The organism is Agrobacterium sp. 22-210-1 (assembly GCF_053522525.1).
This window is the reverse complement of sequence record NZ_JBNWCI010000002.1, coordinates 1,085,485-1,105,918: the sequence shown is the minus strand read 5'-3', so window position 1 is coordinate 1,105,918 and position 20,434 is coordinate 1,085,485. Positions and strand designations below refer to the sequence as shown.

The 20,434-nt window shown below is 58.9% G+C and carries 18 protein-coding genes and 1 tRNA gene; 15 read left to right on the top strand and 4 right to left on the bottom strand.

Features of this window, described 5'->3' with window-relative positions; translation table 11 throughout:
- Window positions 1-8: 8 nt before the first annotated feature.
- Both hisN and ACQZ5F_RS18100 read right to left on the bottom strand, forming a co-directional pair.
- A complete protein-coding gene (gene hisN / locus ACQZ5F_RS18105; RefSeq protein WP_046799412.1) occupies window positions 9-785 on the bottom strand; it encodes a histidinol-phosphatase in 777 nt (258 codons plus the stop codon).
- 334 nt (window positions 786-1,119) lie between these two features.
- On the bottom strand, window positions 1,120-2,004 hold the full coding sequence (locus ACQZ5F_RS18100; protein WP_225338886.1) for an N-formylglutamate amidohydrolase: 885 nt from the start codon (window positions 2,002-2,004) through the stop codon (window positions 1,120-1,122).
- A gap of 182 nt (window positions 2,005-2,186) precedes the next feature.
- On the opposite strand from ACQZ5F_RS18100, the gene cpdR reads away from it, so the two are divergent.
- The 11 genes from cpdR to ACQZ5F_RS18045 all read left to right on the top strand — a co-directional run bounded on the left by cpdR (window position 2,187) and on the right by ACQZ5F_RS18045 (window position 14,037).
- Window positions 2,187-2,549, top strand: a complete 363-nt coding sequence (gene cpdR, locus ACQZ5F_RS18095; RefSeq protein ID WP_003497910.1) for a cell cycle two-component system response regulator CpdR — start codon at window positions 2,187-2,189, stop codon at window positions 2,547-2,549.
- Between the two features lie 82 nt (window positions 2,550-2,631).
- A tRNA-Val gene (locus tag ACQZ5F_RS18090) sits at window positions 2,632-2,706 on the top strand.
- Between the two features lie 329 nt (window positions 2,707-3,035).
- Window positions 3,036-4,049: a substrate-binding domain-containing protein gene (locus ACQZ5F_RS18085; protein ID WP_046799045.1), complete on the top strand. Its 1,014-nt coding sequence runs from the start codon at window positions 3,036-3,038 to the stop codon at window positions 4,047-4,049.
- A gap of 68 nt (window positions 4,050-4,117) precedes the next feature.
- On the top strand, window positions 4,118-5,638 hold the full coding sequence (locus tag ACQZ5F_RS18080; RefSeq protein WP_225338885.1) for a sugar ABC transporter ATP-binding protein: 1,521 nt from the start codon (window positions 4,118-4,120) through the stop codon (window positions 5,636-5,638).
- A 12-nt stretch (window positions 5,639-5,650) separates the two neighbouring features.
- On the top strand, window positions 5,651-6,652 hold the full coding sequence (locus ACQZ5F_RS18075) for an ABC transporter permease (RefSeq protein WP_142841687.1): 1,002 nt from the start codon (window positions 5,651-5,653) through the stop codon (window positions 6,650-6,652).
- Between the two features lie 52 nt (window positions 6,653-6,704).
- A complete protein-coding gene (locus ACQZ5F_RS18070) occupies window positions 6,705-7,679 on the top strand; it encodes a sugar-binding transcriptional regulator (RefSeq protein WP_046799042.1) in 975 nt (324 codons plus the stop codon).
- Window positions 7,676-8,674: an aldo/keto reductase gene (locus ACQZ5F_RS18065; protein WP_448730581.1), complete on the top strand. Its 999-nt coding sequence runs from the start codon at window positions 7,676-7,678 to the stop codon at window positions 8,672-8,674. Before ACQZ5F_RS18070 ends, ACQZ5F_RS18065 begins: the two co-directional genes overlap by 4 nt.
- A 121-nt stretch (window positions 8,675-8,795) precedes the next feature.
- Window positions 8,796-10,520, top strand: coding sequence for a glycerol-3-phosphate dehydrogenase/oxidase (locus tag ACQZ5F_RS18060; protein ID WP_225338884.1), 1,725 nt, complete (start codon window positions 8,796-8,798; stop codon window positions 10,518-10,520).
- 2 nt (window positions 10,521-10,522) lie between these two features.
- Window positions 10,523-11,365 (top strand): class I fructose-bisphosphate aldolase, encoded by an 843-nt coding sequence (locus ACQZ5F_RS18055; RefSeq protein ID WP_225338928.1) that lies wholly within the window; start codon window positions 10,523-10,525, stop codon window positions 11,363-11,365.
- Window positions 11,358-12,857: an FGGY-family carbohydrate kinase gene (locus ACQZ5F_RS18050; protein ID WP_448730582.1), complete on the top strand. Its 1,500-nt coding sequence runs from the start codon at window positions 11,358-11,360 to the stop codon at window positions 12,855-12,857. The genes ACQZ5F_RS18055 and ACQZ5F_RS18050 overlap by 8 nt, the downstream gene beginning before the upstream one ends.
- Before the next feature lie 274 nt (window positions 12,858-13,131).
- Entirely contained in the window at window positions 13,132-14,037 is a 906-nt protein-coding gene (locus tag ACQZ5F_RS18045; RefSeq protein WP_046799038.1) for a LysR substrate-binding domain-containing protein, read from the top strand.
- A gap of 63 nt (window positions 14,038-14,100) precedes the next feature.
- Here the strand turns inward: ACQZ5F_RS18045 and ACQZ5F_RS18040 are convergent, their stop codons facing one another.
- Together ACQZ5F_RS18040 and ACQZ5F_RS18035 are read right to left on the bottom strand one after the other, a co-directional pair.
- A complete protein-coding gene (locus tag ACQZ5F_RS18040) occupies window positions 14,101-14,793 on the bottom strand; it encodes an SDR family NAD(P)-dependent oxidoreductase (RefSeq protein ID WP_225338882.1) in 693 nt (230 codons plus the stop codon).
- 10 nt (window positions 14,794-14,803) lie between these two features.
- Window positions 14,804-16,006 (bottom strand): pyridoxal phosphate-dependent aminotransferase, encoded by a 1,203-nt coding sequence (locus ACQZ5F_RS18035; RefSeq protein ID WP_225338881.1) that lies wholly within the window; start codon window positions 16,004-16,006, stop codon window positions 14,804-14,806.
- A gap of 432 nt (window positions 16,007-16,438) precedes the next feature.
- Between ACQZ5F_RS18035 and ACQZ5F_RS18030 the strand changes: the two genes are divergently transcribed.
- Genes ACQZ5F_RS18030 through ACQZ5F_RS18015 form a run of 4 tightly spaced genes read left to right on the top strand, consistent with a single transcriptional unit; the run spans window position 16,439 to window position 20,386 of the window.
- Window positions 16,439-17,371 (top strand): ABC transporter permease, encoded by a 933-nt coding sequence (locus ACQZ5F_RS18030; protein ID WP_174022889.1) that lies wholly within the window; start codon window positions 16,439-16,441, stop codon window positions 17,369-17,371.
- Complete coding sequence (locus ACQZ5F_RS18025; protein ID WP_225338880.1) at window positions 17,368-18,171, top strand: ABC transporter permease; 804 nt, start codon at window positions 17,368-17,370, stop codon at window positions 18,169-18,171. The genes ACQZ5F_RS18030 and ACQZ5F_RS18025 overlap by 4 nt, the downstream gene beginning before the upstream one ends.
- A 25-nt stretch (window positions 18,172-18,196) precedes the next feature.
- Complete coding sequence (locus ACQZ5F_RS18020; RefSeq protein WP_059757965.1) at window positions 18,197-19,273, top strand: ABC transporter substrate-binding protein; 1,077 nt, start codon at window positions 18,197-18,199, stop codon at window positions 19,271-19,273.
- 9 nt (window positions 19,274-19,282) lie between these two features.
- On the top strand, window positions 19,283-20,386 hold the full coding sequence (locus tag ACQZ5F_RS18015) for an ABC transporter ATP-binding protein (RefSeq protein WP_225338879.1): 1,104 nt from the start codon (window positions 19,283-19,285) through the stop codon (window positions 20,384-20,386).
- The last annotated feature ends 48 nt before the right edge of the window (window positions 20,387-20,434 follow it).

Genomic DNA, 20,434 nt, shown 5'->3' with positions numbered 1-20,434 from the left:
GGAAAAAACTATAGTTTCGAGAGAATGGCGAGCGCCTGTTCGTGCACGGCCCTGGAGCCGGCTGCCAGAATGCGTCCGCCATTTTCCGGGCGCCCACCATCCCAGGTGGTCATGATGCCACCGGCCTGTTCGACCACCGGGATCAATGCCCCGACATCATAGGGCTTCAGACCGGATTCGATCACCAGATCGACGTGACCGGCCGCGAGCAGACAATAGGCGTAACAATCCACGCCGTAGCGGAATAGGCGGACCTGCTCCTCCACCTTTTCATAGAAGGGCTTTTCTTCTGCGGTGAAAATATGGGGGGTAGTCGTGAACAGCACTGCATCCGACAGCGAAGCGCAGTCACGCGTACGGATTTTCCGCTCGCCATCGGGGCCGAAATACCAGGCGCTCTCACCATCAGCGAAATAACGCTCTTTCGTGAAGGGCTGGTCCATGATGCCCATCGTGGCGCGGCCGGTCGACTGGAAGCCGATCAACGTACCCCAGACCGGCACGCCGGAAATGAAGGCACGGGTGCCGTCGATCGGATCGATAACCCAGATATGGTCGCGATCAAGGCCGACATTGCCATGTTCTTCGCCAAGAATACCGTGCTGCGGGAAGCGCGCTTCTATGAGGGCGCGAATGGCAGTCTCTGCTGCCTGATCGCCTTCCGTCACCGGATCATAGCCACCATCCTGCTTGTTGGTGACGGCAATGCCCGTGCGAAAGCGGGGAAGCGTTTCAGCGCTGGCTGCATCGGCAAGTTTGAAGAAGAAATCCCGGTCGGGCAGCATGCGAAACCTCATTGCCTGGATGGTGGAGCCTGAATGACGTGGCGTGAATTGCGTGGCGAAATGCATAGACCGGAATCACATCCGTCGTCCACTCGTATGGGTGCGGGAGCCGGTGTTTCCATATTTTCGGCAAAAGTCTAAAAAATAGGCATAAAATAAAATGATTGACAATTGTGCATATACTGCGTAGCGTGACCCTGCAGTCTTTGACTGTAAATACCCTCCTTGGGTGTTTCCTCCCTAGACTTGACCGCGCCAAAAGCGCGGTTTTTTTTGCCCGGCACACGGCCAGGCGGTCTGGTCTAAAGATTTGAAATGTCAGGGATTTGATGCGTTATTCGGCGGCGAGCGAGGTTTCGATCGCGTATTCTGAAACGAAAGCGCCGAGCTGGCGCATGAAGATTTCCAGCGATGCCTGAATGGCCGGAAAATCGGCTTTCTTCGAAAGAGTCTTTTCATCGACGTAAAGCGACCGGTTGACCTCGATCTGCAGCGCGTGGAGGGAGCGAATGGGCCGCCCATAATGTTCGGTGATGAAGCCGCCGGCATACGGCTTGTTGCAGACCGCGATGAAGCCCAGCTCCTCAAGGAAATGCAGGGCGGCGCGGGAAACTTCCTGGGATGCGCTGGTGCCGTAGCGATCACCGATGATCACATCCGGTCGGAGGTTTGAGCCGGCGACGCGGATATTGCCGGGCATGGAATGGCAATCAATCAGCACTGCCATGCCGAAATTGGCATGGGTGCGTGAAAGCAGCCGGCGCAGGCAGGCGTGATAGGGTTTGTAGATTGTCTCGATCCGCGATAGTGCCTCATCGACCGGCAGGCGGTGAGCATAGATATCCATATTTTCGGCGACGATGCGCGGCACCGTGCCCAGGCCGCCGGCAACCCGCATGGAGCCGATATTGGCATAGGGCGGCAGGATGCCTTCGAACATGCGTGGATCGAGCTCGTAGGGCTCGCGATTGACGTCGAGATAGGCGCGGGGAAAATTCGCTTTCAGAAGCGGCGCGCCGATCTCAGGGGCGGCGGCGAAAAGCTCATCGACGAAATGATCTTCCGAGCGGCGAATCTCATGCGAATCCAGCCGCGCCGATTCGAGGAAGGAAATGGGATAACAGCGGCCGCTATGGGGTGAATTATAGACGAATGGCAGGGTTTGAACGGCAGGCTCCGTTACTTCAAACAACTCATATTCGCCCGTTACCCAGTCCATTCAGACCCATTTACCATGTCACAAACTATCAGGATGTTCATGTTGCCAGTTACCGTGCGGCAAGTCCATACTATCGCCAAAGCAGCGCTATACCGATTCACGTGTTCACAGGATATTTACCGTGAAAATCCTATAATCGGGCTAGGGTATTCCAAACATTGAGCAGTTACGGTCACTTAACCATGAATCAAAAAATTCTTCTTGCTGAAGACGACAACGATATGCGCCGCTTCCTCGTCAAGGCGCTGGAAAAAGCCGGTTACAAGGTTTCTTCCTTCGACAATGGCGCAAGCGCTTACGACCGGCTTCGCGAAGAGCCTTTTTCGCTGCTGCTGACCGATATCGTCATGCCAGAGATGGACGGCATAGAACTTGCGCGACGCGCGACCGAACTCGACCCGGACCTGAAAGTCATGTTCATCACCGGCTTTGCCGCGGTCGCGCTGAACGCCGATTCGAAGGCCCCGAAGGACGCCAAGGTGCTTTCCAAGCCATTCCACTTGCGTGATCTGGTGGATGAGGTCAACAAACTCCTTGTGGCGTAAGGCCTCATAAAAAACCTTCACAAAACCGAAAAAAAGCAGTTGACGCACGAACAGGTTTTGTGGTCTATCCGCCGCCAACGGAGGGCGTGTAGCTCAGCGGGAGAGCACTACGTTGACATCGTAGGGGTCACAGGTTCAATCCCTGTCACGCCCACCATCCGAATTCATAAAAAAGGGTTTCTGAGTGATCAGAAACCCTTTTTTTGTTTCTGGCCCGCTTCAGGGCAATCTCCCCCCACCTGATCCGCGAGAGGCTTTCATGACGTCTCAAAGCGTTAAAATTCCCAAGCGGCCGATTGCCCGTTCGGACCTTACCCCCAGCTTCGTCCGATGACATTCATGTAGTTCGCAATAAATTTCACAGTACAAAATAAAATTCAAATCGCATTGACGCCCACTCGGTTTCCGGATATTCCAATGCTCATGCAATAAATTACACCGTTCAAAATTTATTGCGGACTAGCTCATTGTCCTTGGGAGGGGAATATGTTGGCTTTTCTGAAATCGACCGTCGCCGCGGGTGTTTTTGCCGTGGCGATTTCCGCTGGCGTAGCTTCACCGGCCGCCGCCGCGAGCAAATTTGCCTGCGAACCGGGTGAGACCTATGTGATGAACGTCATGGTTTCCAGTCACCCCTATTGGGTGCCGGTCTTTGAAGGGTTCAAGCAGGCGGCCAAGGCGCTTGGCTGTGAGGCGGTTTTCACCGGCACGCCCGAATATGACATCACCAAGCAGATCGCGTCCTTCGAGCAGGAACTGGTGAAAAAGCCGAAAGGCATTTTGCTGCATCCGATGCAGGCCGATCCCTTCATCGAACCGATCAACAAGGCCATTGCCTCCGGTGTGTCGGTAACGACCTTCGCGGCCGATTCTCCGAAGTCGAAGCGCACCGCCTATATTACCTCGGACAATGTTGCCGAGGCGAAATTTGCGGCTGACGAAATCGTCAAGAAGATCGGCGAAAAAGGCGAATATGCGGTTCTGGAAAATCCGGGCCAGAGCAACCACGATCTGCGCGTCACCGCCCTCATCGATTATATGGGGCGCACCTATCCGCAGATGAAACTGGTCGGCCGCCAGGCGACCAATCAGGATTCGAACCTCGCCTATCAGGCGACCGGTGCATTGTTACAGGCCAACCCAAATCTGGGCGCCCTGTGGATTCCCGAGGCCGGTTCGGCCGAAGGCGCGACGGCCGCTGTTCTGGAGGCAAAGAAGAAGGTCCTGATCCTGCACGCGGACATCACGCCTGCGACGCTCGAGCATATCAAGCAGGGCAATATCTACATGTCCATCAATCCCAATCAGGGCGTTCAGGGCTTCATGGGCTTCATGAACACCTTTCTGGGTGCCCATTCGGATCTGATCGACCCGTTCAACGACTATAAGGTGTCGGGCTTCAACCCGATGCAGGTTCCGTCGATGGACAATGGTTTTGCCGTGATCACCAAGGCGAACGCCGCTTCCTTTGATCTCAACGACTATATGAAGGGGCGCTGACGCGTCGCCCTTGAACCGGCGGGGTTTGAGCCTCGCCGGTTAAATGGAAGCAGCTTCGGGAGGACGTTATGGGCGAGGTCATCCTCAGCATGACGAATATTCATAAGGCGTTCGGCCCCGTGCGGGCGTTGCGCAGTGCCGCACTCGAATTGCAGCGTGGTGAAATCCACGCGCTGGCGGGTGAAAACGGTGCCGGCAAGTCGACGCTCATGCATATTATCGATGGCATTCTGCAGCCGGATGGCGGCGAGATCCTGCTGGACGGCAAACCGGTGCGGATATCTTCGCCCAATGCGGCGAACCGGCTCGGCATCGGTTTTGTCCATCAAGAGATTGCCCTTTGCCCGGAAATTTCGGTTGCCGAAAATATGTTCATGTCGGAGACCGGCCAAAGCCGTTCCTTGTTCATGAATTATCGCGATCTCGGCAAGCGGGCCGCAGCCATCCTGCGGGAAATTGGCGATATCGACCCCGCCAGCCGCGCCGGCGATCTGTCGATCTCGCAACAGCAGATAGTCGAAATCGCCAAGGCGCTGACGCTGGATTGCCGTATCCTGATCCTGGATGAGCCGACGGCGGCCTTGACCGAAACCGAAGCCCAGACGCTTTTCCGGATCATGCATCGGCTGGCGGAACGCGGGATTGCGATCATCTATATCTCGCATCGGATGGCGGAGATTTTTGAACATTGCGACCGCATCACGGTGATGCGCGATGGCTGCCACATCAAGACGGCGAATATCGCGGAGATTTCCCCGGAAGAGGTTGTCAACAGCATGGTCGGGCGGGTTCTCGACAAGCTTTATCCGCCGAAACTTTCGGAAGATGAAAAGTCGGATGATGTCATTCTTTCTGTTCGGGGATTGAACGAAGGAAAGCGGGTTTTCGATGTCGATTTCGATCTGCGTCGCGGTGAAATCCTCGGTCTTGCCGGTCTGATCGGCGCGGGCCGAAGCGAGATCGCACGGGCGGTCTGCCGGCTGGAAGGGAAACCCAGAGGCGAAGTTACGCTGCGTGGCCGGCCGCTGAGGCTAAAGGATTATCGCGACAGCATCCGCGAGGGGCTGGTCTATCTCTCCGAGGATCGCAAGGGCGACGGGCTGTTCCTCAATATGTCCATTGCCGAAAATGTCTCGGCGCTCGATGTCGGCAGGATATCGAACGGCATGGGCTTCATCGAGCGGCGCAGGGAAATGAAGCGCGCCGATGAACTGGGCAAGCGGCTGAAATTGCGGGCGAACAGCGTCGGCGACGCGGTCTCGACCTTGAGCGGAGGCAACCAGCAGAAGGTGGCTCTGGCGAAGATGCTGTCGGTGGAACCCGAGGTGATCTTTCTGGATGAACCGACGCGGGGGGTGGATGTGGGCGCAAAGGCTGAAATCCACCGCCAGATACGGGAACTGGCGCGCGAAGGCGTCGGAGTGGTGGTCATATCCTCAGAACTGCCGGAACTCATCGGTGTCAGTGATCGCGTGCTGGTCGTGCGCGAAGGGCGCATTGCCGGTGAGGTGGAGGGAGAGGACATGACGGAGGAGAAGATCATGCAGCTTGCATCGATCAATATTGTGCATAGCCCGGCCGGGGCCTGAGGGAGCGGGAAAATGGCAACATCAGAAACACCTTCAAGCCTTGCCGAGACGGCGGTTCGCCGTACTGCATGGTGGGAGCCGGCGCTGAAAGCGCGGGAAACCGGGCTGATCGTCATCATCCTCGCGCTTTTTGCGGTGATGTCGTTCATATCGCCGTATTTTTTGACCGTGGACAATCTGCGGGCCATGGCCATGGTTTTCGCCATCGAAAGCATCGTCGTGGTTGGCATGACGATCCTGTTGATCTCCGGTGGCATCGATCTCTCGGTCGGTTCCGTCACGGCACTTGCCATGGTTGCGGCCGGCTGGCTGTTCCTCAACGGTGTCGATCCCTGGGTGGCCGCCGGGCTGGCGATCTGTCTGACGACATTGGTCGGCATGGCCATGGGCTTCCTGACGACGGTGATCGGCCTGCATCATTTCATCGTGTCGCTGGGCGTCATGGTGATTGCTCGCGGCGTCTGCCTGCTGGCAACGGGCGGTCGTCCGCTCGGCCTCTTTTCCCTGCCGCCGGAGTTTAAGTTCATCGGCCAGGGTGCGCTCGGCGGCATTCCGCTGGTGCTGATCATCTTCGCGGTGGTGGTCGTCTCGTTCGATCTATTGCTGCGACGCACGACCGCCTTCCGCAAGGTGTTCTATACGGGCAGCAATCCCAAGGCGGCGGCCTATTCCGGCATCCGCGTCGGCCGGGTGGTATTCGCCACCACCACATTGTGTTCGATGCTGGCCGGCGTTGCAGGTGTGATCTACATGGCTCGCTTCGGGTCTGCCCAGCCGAGCTTCGGCATCGGCATGGAACTCAACGTGATTGCCGCGGCGGTCATCGGCGGCGCCAGCCTTTCGGGCGGCTCCGGCACCATTCTTGGCGCAATCCTCGGGGCGATCCTTTTGTCGGTCGTTTCAAGCTCGCTTGCCTTGCTCAATGTGTCTGTCTACTGGCAGGACATCATCAGGGGCAGCATATTGCTGACGGCGGTTCTGTTCGACCACTATCTGGTCAGGCGTCGCCGCTGAGCGCCCATCGAGCGCGCATTGAACGCCCGAAGGTAACTGGAGAAAGACGATCATGCTGGATATCAAGGACGACTTCGATCAACAGAGACAGGTATATTCCGTCCTGGTGCTGCATTTCATCGAGGGTGTAAAACAGTCGGAGATCGCCGAGCGGCTCAATCTTTCCCATACCAAGGTAAACCGCATGATTGCTGCGGGCCGCAAGGCCGGCATGGTGAAGATCACCATCGCCAGCCCCTATCAGCGGTTGGTGGACCTTGAAAACGAGATCACCCGCCGTTTCGGTCTCAGGCAATCGGTGGTGACGCCGACCGTTTCCGACAATCCCGAAACCGCGCTGCAGATGGTCGGGCGGGTGGCCGCCAATCACTTGCTGGAGACGATTCGGGATGGCGACGTGATCGCGATTACCGGTGGCAAGGCGGTAAGTGCGGTTGTCGACAATCTGGAGGCGGAGCGCCGTTTCGATGTGCGGGTAGTGCCGCTGACCGGCGGTGTGCAGGGCAAGCATTATACGGATGTCAATCATCTTGCCACGCAGCTGGCGGAAAAGCTTGGCGGCAGCGCGTCGCTTCTGCATGCGCCGTTGTTTGCCGAGGACGAGGAACAGCGCGATCTCCTGATGAATGTCGCATCAATCCGCGAAGTGTTTGATCTGGCGCGGCAGGCGCAGGTGGCGCTGGTCGGTATCGGTTCGGTGGAGGCGCCGGGTTCCGGTTATTACGATCTTCTGCCGGATGTGGCCCGTGGCGGGCAGGCGCTGGTGGATGCGGGCATTGCCGGGGAATTCCTCGCCCACCTCACCATGGCGGACGGGCAGCTGGCGCGCATCGATCTTAACTCGCGCGTGGTGGCGCTGGACCCCGGGCAGCTCGCCCGGTGCCCGAACATCATTGGTGTGGCGGCAGGCGCCATCAAGGCAGGACCGGTGGCAGCCACGCTTGCCGGCCGATATCTGACCTCGCTCGTCGTGGACGAGGCTATCGCCGGCTATTTACTGGATCAGGAAGAAGGGGAAATTTCGTGACGGACAATTCCATATTGACCCGGACGATTGGCGGCAGCAGCATCAACGCTTCAGTTGTGGGGCTCGGCACCTGGGCCATCGGCGGCTGGATGTGGGGCGGTACTGATGAGCGGCAATCCATCGCCGCCATTCAAGCGTCCATCGATGCCGGCATTTCCCTCATCGATACCGCACCGGCCTATGGCATGGGGCTTGCGGAAACCATCGTCGGCAAGGCGATTGCCGGTCGGCGCGACAAGGTGGTGCTTGTCACCAAATGCGGGCTCGTCTGGCATGTGAATGAGGGCGCTTATTTCTTCCATCAGGATGGCAAGCCTGTTCACCGTTATCTCGGCGCGGCGTCGATCCGGCATGAGGTTGAAGAGAGCCTGAAGCGGCTCGGAACCGATTATATCGACCACTACGTCACCCATTGGCAGGACGCGACGACCCCAATTGCCGAGACGGTTGATGCCCTGGTGCGGCTTAAGGAGGAGGGGAAGATACGCTCGATCGGAGCAAGCAATGTCTCGCCCGACGATCTGGAGGCCTATATCGCCAACGGTGCGCTCGATGCCATTCAGGAAGAATATTCCATGGTGAAGCGGGATATCGAGACGACGCTCCTGCCGCTTTGCCGAAAGAACGCCGTTTCCGTGCTCAGCTATTCGTCGCTGGCGCTCGGTCTGTTATCGGGCAAGGTCGGACCTGAGCGGGTATTTGCAGAGGATGATCAACGCCATGGCAATCCCCGTTTCAGCCAGTCGAACCGTCAGAAGATCGCGCAGTTGATGGGTGTGCTGGAACCGGTGGCGGCTGGGCACGGTGCCTCGGTGGCACAGGTGGTGATTGCCTGGACGATTGCTCAGCCAGGCATCACATTTTCGCTGTGCGGTGCACGTGACCCGGCTCAGGCGGTTGAAAATGCCGCGGCAGCCCGCCTGCGCCTCACGGACAGTGAAGTGGCCCTCATCAGCGCCGGCGTCGCCGAACATCTTGTGGGGCTTGATAGCTGAACACGTAGTCGGGACGGGTCTTCCGGCGAATAACACATAATTTTCGCCGCCCGTCTTTCCTGTCGCTTTAAACGGTCAACAACATTGGGACGCTGGTCATCAGCCAGCGAACGGTATTTCTATGCCCAGTTTTCGCGAGGACGCTCTGCGTCGCATCCGGCAAGATGGTGATTTCGATGCCGTCGTCATCGGCGGCGGCATCAACGGCATCGCCGCCTATCGCGATCTCGCATTGCAGGGGTTGCGGGTACTGCTGGTCGAGCGCAATGATTTTTCCTCCGGCTGCAGCGCCGCGCCCTCACGCATGATCCATGGCGGCCTTCGTTATCTCGAAAACGGCGAATTCGGCCTCGTGGCGGAATCGCTGCGGGAGCGCGATGCGCTGCTGACGCTCGCGCCGCACATGGTTCATCCGCTGCCAACGACGATTCCGATATTCTCGACTTTCAGCGGGCTGTTCAATGCAGCGGCGACATTTTTCGGCTCCGGCAGCAAACCCGCAAGCCGGGGGGCGCTAGCCATCAAGGCGGGTCTCACGCTTTATGACTTTGTAACCCGTAAAAACCGCATTCTCCCCCGCCATGAGTTTCGCAGCGCCGGCAAGACGCTGCAGCATTGGCCGGGCCTGACACCTGATATCAGATATTCAGCGACCTATTACGATGCATGGATAAGCCAGCCTGAACGGCTTGCGCTGGAACTCCTCATCGATACCTCGACCGATGCACCGCAAAGCCTTGCGCTCAACTATGTGGAGCTGGTTCGCACCGGGGATGACTATCGTCTTCGGGTGGAGGAAACGGAGGAAACCCTGCCTGTCCGGCCCCGGATCATCGTCAATGCGACGGGTGCTTGGATCGACGAGACGATCGGTGCGTTGGCGGAGGCTCCGACTGCGGAAAAGGCAAAGCCTACCGTTTCCGGCACCAAGGGATCACATTTGATCCTGGCGAATGAGGCGCTTCTCAAAGCCCTGAACGGGCATATGATTTTTTTCGAGAATGCCGATAATCGCGTCTGTATCCTCTTTCCCTATCTCGGCCGTGTTCTCGCGGGTTCGACCGATATCAAAGTGGATCGTCCTGAGAGGGTGCGATGCGAGCCGGAGGAGCGCGACTATATTCTCGATGCGATCCGACAGGTTTTTCCGGATATCGCTATCGACCATTCCGACATCGTCTTCAGTTTCAGCGGCATACGCCCGCTGCCGCGCAGCGATGCCGCCTTTACCGGAAGAATATCGCGCAGCCATTTCATTCACCGCGTCGCCGGCGATCCGCCGCAGCTTTGCATGATCGGTGGCAAGTGGACAACCTTCAGGGCTTTTGGCGAACAGGTGACCGACGAGGTTCTGGCCTTTCTCGGACGCAAGCGGCTGACCGGCACGATAGGTCGCCCAATCGGCGGTGGCAGGAATTTTCCGACCGGTGCCGGACGCCTGCCGGCCTTACTATCGGAGGAGTTTTCGATCGGCGGGGACCGGGCCGAACATCTGGCGTCGGCCTATGGTTCACGCGCGCTTGAAGTGATGGGCTTTTGCCGGGGCCGCCCGGATGACACGCCACTTTGCGAAAAACTGCCCGTCACAGCTGCGGAAGTTATCTGGCTGATCCGTTCCGAACATGTCCGGCACCTGACCGATCTCATTCTGCGGCGAACCACGCTTGCCATAACCGGCCGCATCAACGCCGATCTGATCGACGCAGTCCTCGGCGTCACGGCACGCGAACTGGGCTGGTCATCGAGCCATGCGGCGGGCGAGCGGCAGCGGCTTATTCATGAGCTGGAGACCTTTTATGGGGTCAGTCCGGCAATGCTTCAACACAGATGCAAGGAGAATGCATGATGATGCGGATTTCGAAAAAGGCGCGCATGAACCGGTTGTTCCGCAATGGCGGATGCCTTGATGTGGCCATCGATCACGGGGTTTGCAACGAGCCGAGTTTTCTCATCGGGCTTGAGGATATGCCGCAGACCGTCGAAAAGCTGGTGGAGGCAGGTCCCGACGCAATCCAGATGGTCTACGGGCAGGCAGATCTGTTGCAGCAGAGGCCGGAGCGGGACAAGCCGGCCCTCGTCATGCGCATCGATATGGGTAACCCCTATAATTCCACGCGCCACAGAACCATGTGGTCGCAGCTTCAGAATTATCACGATCCGATCATCGGCGCGCTGGAAATGGATGCCGCCTGCGTTGTCGTGAACCTGTTCATGCTGCCGGATGAGCCGGAACTGTTTCGCCAATGTGTCGAAAATATTAGCCGTGTGCGCGCCGATTGCCACCGGTTCGGCATGCCGCTGATGATCGAGCCGCTGGTGATGCTGCCGAATGATATCAGGGGCGGTTATCAAGTGGATGGCGACGCCGAAAAGATCGTTACGCTGGTGCGTCTTGCCTCGGAAATGGGCGCCGATATCATCAAGGCCGATCCCACCAGCAACCCACAGGATTTTCACCGGGTGATCGAAGCGGCGCGCTGCCCGGTGCTGGTGCGGGGCGGGGGGCGAGAGGACTTGCGCAACGTGCTGGCAAAATCGGCGGCCTTGATGGCTCAAGGGGCGAATGGACTGGTTTATGGTCGCAACATCTATCAGCATGACAATCCGAAGGCTGTTGTTGCGGCCCTGATGGGCATCATCCATGAGGGTGCGAGCGGTGAGGAAGCATGGGACATCTATAATCGTGGCTGAGAAAAATCATATATTGGGTTTGGATGTCGGCAACACGGTCATCAAGGCCGTGCTGTTCGACACGGCGGGCCGGCAGGTCGCACAACATGCCATCGACGGTCATTCGACATTTCCGCAGCCCGGTTATGTCGAGCGTGATCTTGAGGAATTATGGCGCAATGGTTGCGAGGCGATCCGCCAGCTTCTGGTAAAATCTTCGGTCGATCCCCGCAGCATTGTGGCGGTGGGCTGCGCCGGTCATGGCAATGGTCTTTACCTGCTGGACAAGGGGCAACAGCCGCTGCTCGGTATCCAGTCGCTTGATAGTCGTGCCGCCGATATTGCGGCCGAGCTTGACCGGAAAAGCGGAGATTTATTGCAGGCCCGCTGCCTGCAGCGGCCATGGCCTGCGCAAACGCCCAGCCTGCTTGCCTGGGTAAAACGGCATGCGCCTGACATATATGCACAGACCGGCACGGTGCTGTTCTGCAAGGATTTCGTCAATTTCCGTCTGACCGGCTGCCTTGCCAATGACATTTCCGACCTCAGCGGTGCGGGATTGCTTGCCTTGCCTGAAGCGAAGCTCGACCGGGAACTCCTGTCGCTTTATGGGCTTGATGATGCCGCTGCCTTTTTCCCGCGCCTCGTGGAATCGGCTGACATCGTCGGCCGCGTCACAAGCGAGGCTTCAGGAGCGACCGGGCTCTCCGAAGGCACGCCCGTCATTGGCGGGTATTTCGATGTCGTCTCCAGCGCCATGGGGTCGGGCGTCATCAATGCCGGAGAGGCTTCCATCATTGCCGGCACCTGGAGCATCAACCAGGTTTTCGCCGACAAACCGGTCATCAGCCCCGACGTCTTCATGGTGACGACATTCGGCCGGGACCGCTATGTCAATATCGAATCCAGCGCCACATCCGCCGCCAATCTCGAATGGTACGTGCATCGCATTCGCGGCGACCATGGCGATCAGGCCTTCGACCGGTGCAACGAACTGGTCGGCTCGGTTACACCGCGCGCCGACGATCCGTTCTTTCACCCCTTCATCTTCGGTTCACGGCTGGGCGCGGAATTCCGGGGCGGCTTCTACGGTCTGGCGGGGTGGCATGGCGAAGGCCATATGTTGCGTGCCCTGTTCGAAGGCGTCTGTTTCGAACATCGTCGTCATATCGGCGTCCTGCGTGAAGCCGGCCTGCCGGTCGAAAGTGCCGTGATGTCCGGCGGCGGTTCCCGCAGCCAGCATTGGCCGCAGATCATGGCGGATGTGCTGGAAATTCCCCTGCGTGTCGCCGAAGCCCGCGAGACGGGCGCGCTTGGTGCGGCGATCGGTGCGGCCGTGGCGGTCGGTCTCCATCCCGGTTATGAGGAAGCGGTTGCGGCGATGACGCGCGTGGCGAGTGCCTACGAACCGAATGAAGGCCAAGTCCGGCATTACCGGCGGCGTTATGGTATCTACACACAATTGACCGGCCAGTTGCGGGGCTTCTGGAATGCTCTTCGCCTGCAGGAATAAGGGTTCCGGGCTTTCCGATTCAGCGGTGCGCAATCATGCGCACCGCATAGATCATGACGGCAGCGGTGCTTTTGGCCTTGGCCGGCTGGTTTATTGCCCGGCGGTTCATCGACCACATCACGAACATTATCGGTGAGACCGCTCAGATCGCACAGGATGGTCAGTGCCGCCGCGCCGCAATGCGGACGGGGCCAGGCGGGGAAATGCAAGATGGACATTATCGGCAAATTGCGCATCTTATCCCTGCAAGCAGTAATGGGATAAGCAGCAGCAGATGGATATCAGGCGCCTGAAATCGTTTATCACGATTGTCGACATGGGTAGCATAACAAGAGCGGCCGATGTGTTGCATATCGCCCAGCCGGCGCTGAGCCAGCAGCTGGCGAGCATCGAGGAACATTTCCGTCAGAAGTTGTTGACCCGAAGCCAGCAGGGCGTGGTCATGACCGATGCCGGCAAGGTCGTCTACAGGCATGCCCAGGTGATTTTGCGACAGATGGAGCAGGCACAGGCAGAGGCTCTGGAGGCAGGTGCGGTACTCTCCGGCAAGGTATCAGTCGGGCTGGCGCCCTTCAGCAGCGCAGCCACATTGGCGCTGCGTCTGATGGAGGAAACCAAGCGGCTTCATCCCGGCATTCTCCTGCATATCACGGAAAGCGTCAGCCAGCCCTATAGTCAGATGATCATGAACGGCCGTCTGGAAATGGGCCTGATTCACGGCACCGGGCCGATCCGGGGTGTCAAGTTCACGCCGTTATTGCGTGAGGAATTCGTGCTGGTCGTGCATCGCAGCTTCGGCGTGGAGCCCGGCGATGCGCCGATCACAGTCGCTGATCTGGCATATCTGCCCTTTCTTCTGCCACCGACCTATAATTTCGTGCGCCGCGCCATCAATCTTGCCTTCACCCGCAGCCGCAAGGATCTGATCGTGATGGCGGAGTTGGAATCGGTAAGGACCATCGCGCGCGGCGTGGATGCCGGGCTTGGCGCGACCATAACGCCCAAAGCCATCGCCGACCGTATCGTGGCGGAATCCAATGAGGAAATCGTCGTCAGGCAGATCGCGAGCCCAATGATCGAGGAAACGCTGTCCTTCTGCGTATCGGACAATACACCGCTCTCCGAGCCGGCGCTTGCCGTGAAGGAAATATTGCTGCAACTGGCGGAGACCTTGAAATAAAAGGGTCAGGCCGGTTTTAAAGCCAAGCGCAGCACCGTTTCTCGGTGCCGCGCGTGGAAAAGATCAAAGCATGGCTTCCTTGCGGCAGTTCACCAGCAATTCGGCCACCGAAAGGTTGTTCGGCAGGCGAAGCAGGGTTTCCACCATTTCGGCAAGATCGTCCGGCTGGGTCATGTCTTCGCGGCTGACTTCCGTTTCGCCTGATGTCATATCGGTTGCGATATAGCCGGGGCAGAGGGCGGTGGCGCGCACGCCGCTGTCCCATAATTCCTGGCGGATGCCGTGGGTAAGGGCGACGACGGCGAATTTCGTCATGGCATAACCGACATTCGAGCCGACGCGGCGACCCGCCAGCGAGGCGACATTGATGACCCTGCCCTGTCCGGTTTTTACGAGATGAGGAATGGCGGCGCGGGTGACCCTCAGCGGACCCTTGACGTTGATGCGCCACATCTGGTCGAGGCTTTCTTCACCCGCATCCATGACCCGGACTTTGGGGTTGATGCCGGCGCAATTCACCAGCCCGTCGATCCGGCCATATCTGGCGGCAACGGCCTCAACCCAGGCCTCTGCCGAGCCAGCCTCTTCCGCATCGTAGCGATCAGCCGAAAGCCGGTCCGTCACCGTAACGGCGGCCGGATTTCGCGCTCCCGCCGCGACGGTGAAACCGGCTTCGTGAAGCCTTTTGGCGATCGCAAGGCCAAGGCCCCGCGATGCGCCGGAAACCATGATGACACGGCCACTTCCTCCCAACATGCTGTTCTCCCTATTTCATTCCATTGCAGAATTCGGCGATGCGGGCGCAGCCTTCGGCAAGGTTTTCCATGCTGGTGGCATAAGAAAGCCGGAAGAAGGGGCTGAGGCCATAGGCCGCGCCCTGCACCGTGGCAACGTGATGTTCGGCGAGCAGCGCCATGACGAAATCGGTATCGTTTTCGATCTTCGTGCCGCCCTTCGTCGTCTTGCCGATCAGCGCGGCAATGTTCGGGAAGATGTAGAAGGCGCCCTCGGGCTTGTGGCAGCGAAGGCCGTCAATCTCGGCCAGCTTGCCGAGTACGAAATCGCGGCGCGTCTTGTAGATATCGGCGCGCTCCTTCAGCAGATTCTGCGGGCCGTCGAGAACCGCGACGGCGGCGGCCTGCACGATGGTCGCGACGCCGCCGCTGTTTTGGGTGTTGACGTTGCTGATGGCCTTGATGAGATCCTTCGGGCCGCCGCAGAAACCAAGGCGCCAGCCGGTCATGGCATAGGCCTTCGATGCGCCGTTGACGGTCAGAACACGGTCATAGAGTCGCGGCTCGACTTCGGCGATGGTGCAGAATTCGAAGTCGTCATAGATCAGGTGCTCATACATGTCGTCGGTCATGATCCAGACATGCGGATGCCGCAGCATGACCTCGGCGATTTCCTTCATTTCCGCGCGCGAGCAGGCGGCGCCCGTGGGATTATTGGGGAAGTTGAAAAGCAGCCATTTGGTCTTCGGGGTAATGGCGGCTTCGAGATCTTCGGCCCGCAGGCGGAAACCGTTATTCTCCGGGCAAATCACCGGCACCGGCACGGCGCCCGCGAACTTCACGATATCGGCATAGCTGATCCACGACGGCGCGGGAATGACGACCTCATCGCCCGGATCGCAAGTGGCCATGATGGCGTTGAAGATGATCTGCTTGCCGCCGCCCGCCACCAGAATCTGGCTCGGATCGTAATCCAGATTATTGTCGCGCTTGAACTTCCGCTGGATCGCGGCCCGTAGCGCCGGCGTTCCGTCGGCTGGCGGATATTTCGTGTCGCCGGCAAGGGCTGCCGCATGCGCCGCCTCGACAGCGTGGGCAGGCGTCGGGAAATCCGGTTCGCCGGAAGACAGGCTGATGACCTTGATGCCCTGAGCGGCGAGATCGCGGGCTTTCTGGGTCATGGCGAGCGAAGCCGACACGGTGACGTTGTTAAGGCGTTGGGCGATGGTGGGCATGGATTATTTCCGATTGTGACGGTGAAGGCAGGCATCGTCGCGACGCCAGTGCATGACAAAGAGGTTACGGGAATTTTCGGCCGTTTCCCCAATACGACTTCGATGTGAGGTCATACGGGATTTTGATGCATCGGCTTCAAACGGCTGCTTCGGTCCATACTCGTATGCGATGACCTAAGAGCAATAAACTATTATGCAGGGCGTCGGCTTAGCCCCTAAGCTTGCAACAACAACTAAGGGAACGACGCGTCGGGCAATATTACCCAAAGAGGTAACCGACGCGAGCAAGCAGAAACATGCGACAGGTGCCGGCGAAAGACCGGATACCTCGACAGGGAGCACACCCAGCAAATTCTAGTCATAGGCTTGGACGATCACGTCGTTCGGGTCAACGCGATGCCTCGTGCCGTATTCAACGCGACGGGAGTATAGATGTCGGATATTGCGATCATGGAACCACATGCCCCGCCACGCCGTGGAGTTTCCGGCTGGAAAGCCCTCGAGCGTCGGCTGTTTTCGCCCGGCATCCTCATCCTGCCGCTGCTGATCTTTCTGCTGATCTTTTTCTTCTGGCCTGCGGTTCGGCTGATGAGCTTCAGCGTCATGACCCAGAATTCGCAGGGGCTGATCGGCTCCCCCTTCACGCTTGCTCATTATGTCAGGTTTTTCGAGGTCGATCTTTACCAGAAGGTGCTCTGGGCGACGATCCGCATCAGCCTGATCACCTCGGTTCTTGCGGCGATACTGGCCTATCCGGTCGCGACCGTTCTCGTGCGCGGCAATATCGTCACGACCCGTATCATTACACTAATCGTGATTGCGCCGCTTGCCGTCAGCGTGGTGGTACGTGCTTACGGCTGGCAGCTCATTCTCGGTAACGGTCCGACCGGCCTTTTGAACTACGTGCTGATGAATCTGGGCATCATAGACAGTCCGATGACGCTGCTGTTTTCGGATGCCGCCGTCATTATCGGCTCCCTGCACATTTTCTTCCCGATGATGGTGCTGCCGCTGTCCTCGGCTCTCGGAAAGATCGATCCGAATTTGCAACAGGCCGCCAGAACTTTGGGCGCGCCCGCCTGGAAAGTGTTCCTGAGGATCACCTTCCCGCTCAGTCTTCCCGGTCTGGTCGCGGGTTTCACGCTGGTCTTCTCTCTGGCCTCGGCATCCTACGTCATTCCCGCTTTGATCGGCGGTCCCGGCTCGCAGATGCTCGGCAACATGGTCGAACAGCAGGTTCTCGCGGTCTATGACTGGCCGTTCGGCGCCACCATCGCCACCATCCTCGTTTTCATCGTCATTCTGATCAACGCCGTCTCGATGCGGCTGCTCGGCGGGCGTCGTATCAAGGCAAGCGCGTCATGAACAACAAGCTGACCGGCACGTCCGCCATCATCCTCTACGCGATTACCGCCGCCATGATGGTCTTCATCCTGGCACCTATCATCCTCGTCGTCGCCATCTCGTTCTCCGACAGTTATTTCGTCACCTTTCCGCCGCAGGGTTTCACCTTCCGCTGGTATGCGGCGGTGATGCAGAACGAGGAATTCACCGCCGGCCTCACCTTCAGCGCGGCGCTGGCGGTCGCGACCACCATTCTTTCGCTGGCGCTCGGTGTTCCCGCCGCCTTCGCTCTCTCCCGTGGAAAATTCATCGGCCGCTCGCTGATGAAGGGGCTGCTGCTTTCGCCGCTGATCTTTCCCGTGCTGGTGACCGGCCTAGCATTGCTGCAGCTTTTCTCCGGCTATGGCTGGATGGATACCAAGCTGAAGCTTCTGATCGCCCATACCGTGGTGACGTCGCCCTATGTGATCCGCACGGTGCTGACGAGCCTCCAGCTCGTTAATGTCAGCCTTGAGGAAGCGGCGCGCACGCTCGGCGCCACCCGCTGGAAAACCTTCACGCGGGTGATCTTTCCGCAGATCGCGCCCGGCGTCGCCTCCGGCTCGATCTTCTGCTTCATGGTTTCTTTCGACAATTATCCCGTTTCGATGTGGCTGGCCGATTCTGCGAACCTGCCCGTGCCCATCGTTCTCTATCGCCAGATCGGCACGGTTTTTGATCCTTCGGTCGCGACCATGTCCACCATCATCATCCTTCTGGCGGTGACCGTCGTGCTCGTCCTCGACAGGCTGGTGGGTCTGCGCCGGGCAATGGCTATGTAAATCAACAACAAGAGGGGTACCGGAAATGACAGACAAGACCATCATCATGAAACGGCGCAGTTTCCTGACAGTCACCGCAGGCGCGCTCGCCACACCCTATTTCTACACCGCGGCTTCCGCACAGGACCGCACCATGTATGTCGGCGTCTATAATTCGGCGCAGGGCGGGCTGATCAAGAAGGAAGTGATCCCGGCTTTCGAAAAGGAATATAAGTGCCGGGTGCTGACGACCGAAGGCGCGACGCTCGCCAATATCGCCACGCTGCGCGCCACCCGCGAAAATCCGCAATATAGCGTGATGTCGATGGACGATGTCGGTGTTCCGCAGGCCAAGGAGGAAGGCCTGATCGAGCAATTGCCGGCGGATGAAATCCCCAACCTCAAGAATGTCTATTCGCGCTATCTTTTCGAAGACAATTTCGGCGTCGGTTTCGCGATTTCGATTGCCGGCCTTTTCTATAATCCGACGACGGGCAAGCCGTTCGAAAGCTACGAACAGATGTTCGACAAGAAATATGCCCGCCGCATGCTTCTCAACACACCGAAGAACACCCAGAGCGTTCTGATGCTGATGGTGGCGGCCGCCCTTGCGACCGGCAAGCCGCTGAAAGAAGCGCAATATGATACGGATGCCGGCTGGGCGAAACTCGCCGAGTTGAAGCCGAACGTGCTGTCGATCTATGATGCGGAAGCGCAGACGATGATGGTGGCGCAGGGTCAGGCGGATTTCGGCGGTATCGAATATTCCAAGGCGGTTTATCCGCACACCAAGAAGGGCGTGCCGCTGGACATGACCTTCCCGAAGGAAGGCGCATTCACCGGCATCAATTCCATCGCGCTCGTCAAGGGCGGGCCGCACCGCGATCTCGCGCTTGCCTATATCAACCGCATCCTCGATCCGGGCGTGCAGAAGATGCTCTCGGAAGCGACGCTGAGCGCCCCCTCCGTCAAGGGCATCGAGTTCGGTGCAGATACGGCGAAGTTCCTTGCCTACCCGGAAGCGAAGATGGAATCGCTCAACCTCTTCACGCCGGACTGGAAATACATCATTCCGCGCCGCGCCCAATGGCTCGAAAAATACAACCAGACCTTTAACGGCTGAGGAACGCTGATGAAATCCGTAGAAGTCCGCCTGGAAAGACTGACCAAGCATTACAGCGGTCAGGTCGTTGCCGTCGATGATGTTTCGCTTACCGTCAAGGCAGGGGAAATCCTGGCGCTTCTCGGCCCGAGCGGCTGCGGGAAAACGACCTGCCTTCGCATGATTGCGGGGCTTGTCGATCCCACCTCGGGTGAAATCGTGGTCGGCGGCAAGCCGACCACGCGCACCCCGGTTCACCGCCGCAATGTCGGCATGCTTTTCCAGAACTATGCCCTGTTTCCCCATATGACCGTTGCCGAAAACGTCGCCTTCGGTCTCGAAATGCGGGGTATCTCGAAGGCAGATCGGGAAGGACGGGTGAAGCAGGCGCTCGATCTCGTTCAGCTGCACACCTTCGGCGACCGGCTGCCGGCGCAGCTTTCCGGCGGCCAGCAGCAGCGTGTGGCGCTGGCGCGTGCGCTGGTGATCGAACCTTCGATGCTGCTTCTCGACGAGCCACTCGGCGCGCTCGACAAGGGCCTGAGGGAAAGCATGCAGGTTGAAATCCGCAGCCTGCAGCAGCGGTTAGGGCTGACAACCATCATGGTGACGCATGATCAGGATGAGGCCTTGACCATGGCGGACCAGATCGCCGTGATGCGTGACGGCAATCTCGAGCAGATCGCCCCGGCCGGTGAAATCTACCAGAAGCCGCTGACCCGCTTCGTCGCCGGTTTCATCGGCGCCTCGAACTTCTTCGAGGCGCGCGTGGCGGAGCGCAATGGTCGTTCCGCAAGGCTGGTCACCGGTTCCGGCGTGCGGCTCGATGTCGAGGATATGGGGGCGGTTCAGGGCGACAAGGTCGTCGTGACCGTTCGCCCCGAAGCAATCTCGGTCTCACCGCTTGCGGTGGACGCAGGTGAAAACGCCGGCAATTCCACCACGGCGCGGGTGGAGCAGGTCGTTTATCGCGGTTTCATGCTGCATTATTACCTGCGGCTGGACAATGGCGAGCCGATGATCGCCTACCGGCAGACCCAGACGGAAGGTTTCACCAATGCCGTCAGCGCCGCTGGCGACCGGGTGAGACTGAGCTGGATGAGCGACAGCAATCACGTGATCCAGCTGAATTGACGATTTCGCGGCCGGGTCGCTCAGGCGGCCCGGCTGGCGACGGATCGA